The sequence below is a fragment of the Arenimonas sp. genome (assembly GCF_035721105.1).
Classification (GTDB): domain Bacteria; phylum Pseudomonadota; class Gammaproteobacteria; order Xanthomonadales; family Xanthomonadaceae; genus Arenimonas.
The window spans coordinates 1-3,197 of sequence record NZ_DASTNG010000034.1 but is presented as its reverse complement, the minus strand read 5'-3'; the positions used below and the strand labels follow the sequence as shown (position 1 = coordinate 3,197).

At 67.7% G+C, this 3,197-nt stretch carries 4 protein-coding genes; 1 reads left to right on the top strand and 3 read right to left on the bottom strand.

Features of this window, described 5'->3' with window-relative positions:
* Window positions 1-460, top strand: a 460-nt coding sequence (locus VFQ84_RS04475; protein ID WP_325129636.1) for an Hpt domain-containing protein, incomplete at its 5' end; no start/stop codon positions are given.
* Window positions 461-605: 145 nt separating this feature from the next.
* On the opposite strand, the gene VFQ84_RS04470 is transcribed toward VFQ84_RS04475, so the two are convergent.
* From VFQ84_RS04470 to VFQ84_RS04460, 3 genes are all read right to left on the bottom strand, one after another.
* Window positions 606-2,000, bottom strand: a complete 1,395-nt coding sequence (locus VFQ84_RS04470) for a S8 family peptidase (protein WP_325129634.1) — start codon at window positions 1,998-2,000, stop codon at window positions 606-608.
* Window positions 2,001-2,211: 211 nt separating this feature from the next.
* Window positions 2,212-2,682, bottom strand: coding sequence for a bacterioferritin (bfr, locus tag VFQ84_RS04465; protein WP_325129632.1), 471 nt, complete (start codon window positions 2,680-2,682; stop codon window positions 2,212-2,214).
* A 176-nt stretch (window positions 2,683-2,858) separates the two neighbouring features.
* Window positions 2,859-3,062, bottom strand: a complete 204-nt coding sequence (locus tag VFQ84_RS04460; protein ID WP_325129629.1) for a bacterioferritin-associated ferredoxin — start codon at window positions 3,060-3,062, stop codon at window positions 2,859-2,861.
* Window positions 3,063-3,197 lie beyond the last annotated feature (135 nt).

Sequence of the window (3,197 nt, the reverse complement as noted above, 5' to 3'; positions counted from 1 at the left end):
CGGCACGGCCGCGCCGGCGAATCCGCCCAGCCCGCTGCTGCGCCCCGCCGCACCGGTCCGCCCGGCCGCCGCGGCGCCCGAGCCCTATTCCACCCAGCTTGGCGGCGACGCCCCGCCGGCCCCCCCGCCGGTGCTGGCCAGCGAAGTGGTGGACGAACTGCGCGCGGTGATGGGCAACGAGTACCTCAGCCTGGTGAAGCTCTTCCTCGAGGACGCGCCCAAGCACGTCCAGGCCCTGGAAGCCGCCGCCACCGCCGCCGACATGAGCAAGATGGTCGCGCCCGCGCACACGCTCAAATCGGCCGCCGCCAACCTGGGCGCCATGGCCCTGTCGGCTGCCGCCAAGCGCATCGAACTCGGCGCCCGTCAGGGCGTCCTGCCCCGCCCCGCCGTGGCCGTGGCCGTCCTGGAGTCCGAGTTCCGCCGCGCCTCCGCCGCCCTCAACGCCCTCCTCAAATAACCCCGCGCCGCCCCCCCCCGTTGTAGGAGCGCCTTCAGGCGCGAATCTTTCCGCCAAAAAGCTTCGCGCCTGAAGGCGCTCCTACAAAGGCGCAAAGAAAAAGCCCGGCCAACGGCCGGGCTTTCTCATCCACCACGAAGCGGAATCAGTACCCGCTAACGTTCAACCGCCCATTGGTAGCGACCTTCCCCTGCAGCGACGGCGTCGCCACCGCCGAGCCCAGGATCGCCGCCTTGATCTGCGCGGCGGTCGAGCCCGGGTTGCGGTAGGCGTACAGCGCCGCGGCGCCGGTGACGTGCGGGGTGGCCATCGAGGTGCCGTTGTAGCTGGCGTAGCCCGAGCCGATGGTGGCGTTCTTGCCCTTGCCCGAGGCGACCGGCACGGTGGAGATGATGCCCGAGCCCGGCGCACCGATGTCCACGGTGGTGGCACCGTACTGCGAGTAGCTGGCCAGCGCGCCGGTCGAGGTGAGCGCGGCGACCGCGATCACGTTCGGGCTGTCGTAGCCGCTCGGGTAGGCCGCCGAGGCGTCGTTGTTGGCGCCCGAGTTGCCCGCCGCGGCGATGAACAGGATGCCGGCCGCGTTGGCGCGGTCGATGGCGTCCTTCAGGCCCTGCGAGTAACCGCCGCCGCCCCACGAGTTGTTGGTGGCGACCAGGTTGAGGTTGTGGCGGACCTTGAGGTCGGTGAAGTAGTCCACGGCCTTGATGGCGTTGGCGGTGGTGCCGCCGCGGCTGCCGAGGAATTTCGCGCTCATCAGGCGCACCGACCAGCAGACGCCGGCCACGCCCTTGCCGTTGCCGCCGACGCCGCCGATGGTGCCGGCCACGTGGGTGCCATGGTCGTCGCCGGTGCCGTCGAATACCGAGCTGTTGTTGCCGTCGAAGTCCCAACCGTAGACGTCGTCCGCGTAGCCGTTGCCGTCGTCGTCGACGCCGTTGCCGGCGATCTCGCCCGGGTTCTTGAAGGCGTTGGCCGCGAGGTCTTCATGCGTGTACATGTAGCCCTCGTCGATGATGCCGACCACGACGTTGCCGCAGGTGGCGCCTTCCGGCTGCGCCCAGGCCTCGGCGGCCTGGCTGCCGTACTGGTTGGCCGGCGAGCTGGCGTCGCCGTACATGCCCCAGAGGCCGCCGTTGGTGAACTGGGTGTCGTTCGAGGTGGCGCTGTGGTTCACGACCCAGTTCGGCTCGGCGTATTCGACGTCGGCGTCGGCCTCGAGCGCGGCGATGGCGTCGGCCAGGTTCCGGTGCCCCTTCACCGAAAGCAGGGCCAGGTCGCCGCCCACGCCGCGGCCGCTGCGGCCGGGCGAGAGGTTGTCGCGCAGGGCGCCGTTGGCACGGCCCATAGCGCGCTGCTGGGCGACGGCGTCGGTGCCGTCGCGGAACTTGACGATCAGTTCGCCGGCGACGTGCGGACGGCCCTGTTCCAGCTGGGCACGGACGAGGTCGGGGCGACCGCCAGCCATGGCGGTGGAGGCGAGGCCCAGCGCGGCCAGGGTGGCGGCGGCCAGGGCGGAGGTACGGAGGATCGACTTCATATTGCGAGAGCTCCCCAAAAGAAAGCCCGCACCGAAATAGGTGCGGGCGATCTGGAAGCTATCCCTGTGCAATGGCGCTGTCATGTTGCGACGCACCACACACTTTCACCACATTCCTGAACAACTGTAGGAGCGCCTTCAGGCGCGAATCTTTTCGCCGAAAGGCTTCGCGCCTGAAGGCGCTCCTACAGGAAGCCCGGGACCGGCAGGCTCAGCTGCCGATCTTGGTCTGGAAGTAGATCTGCTCGCCCAGGCGCTCGATCAGGGCCAGCTGGGTTTCCAGCCAGTCGATGTGCTCTTCCTCGGATTCGAGGATGTCGGCCAGCAGCTTGCGCGAGACGAAGTCACCGGCCGCTTCGCAGTCGACGATGCCGGCCTTGAGGTCGGGCACGGCCTGGTGCTCGAGCTTGAGGTCGCACTCCAGGGCTTCCTTCGGCGACTGGCCGATGAAGAGCTTGCCCAGGTTCTGCAGGTTGGGCAGGCCGTCGAGGAAGAGGATGCGCTCGATCAACAGGTCGGCGTGCTTCATCTCGTCGATCGATTCCTTGTACTCGTGCTCGCCGAGCTCCTTCAGGCCCCAGTTCTTGAACATGCGGGCGTGCAGGAAGTACTGGTTGATCGCGATCAGTTCGTTGTACAGCGCCTTGTTGAGGTGCGCGATGACCTTGGCGTCGCCCTTCATGGCGGGCCTCCTTTTCCGTGGACAGGCCGGCACCATAACCCCATCAGCCAAGCCATGCGGAAACAGGAATCGCTCCCGTTCTCAAACCCCCGCCATAACCTGTAGGAGCGCCTTCAGGCGCGAATCCTTTCGCCGAAATGCTTCGCGCCCGAAGGCGCACCCACAAAACGCAGCCCTCAGGCCGCCGCCGCAAACACCGCCAACGGAAACGCCTTCACACCCCGGGCTTCATCGAGGATCTCGCGGGCAAACTCACCGCAAGTCCCGCACCCGCTGCCCAGCCCGGTGCGCATGGTCAGCTCGGTCAACGAGCCGCAGCCGGCATCCGCGGCCTGGCGGATGTCCTGGTCGGTGACGCCGTGGCAGATGCAGACGTACATGGCGGAATCCATGCAGGAATGGGAACGGTTCGCATTCTCCCCGCAAATGCGAACCATTGTCAACCGCATCCCCCACCCTTTGTAGGAGCGCCTTCAGGCGCGAATCTTTTCGCCGAAAAGCTTCGCGCCTGAAGG

What these genes read in the sequence shown, in the direction of transcription:
- VFQ84_RS04460 (WP_325129629.1), bottom strand. Translation starts at nt 3,062, where the DNA reads ATGTACGTCTGCATCTGCCACGGCGTCACCGACCAGGACATCCGCCAG.
- VFQ84_RS04470 (WP_325129634.1), bottom strand. Translation starts at nt 2,000, where the DNA reads ATGAAGTCGATCCTCCGTACCTCCGCCCTGGCCGCCGCCACCCTGGCC.
- bfr (WP_325129632.1), bottom strand. Translation starts at nt 2,682, where the DNA reads ATGAAGGGCGACGCCAAGGTCATCGCGCACCTCAACAAGGCGCTGTAC.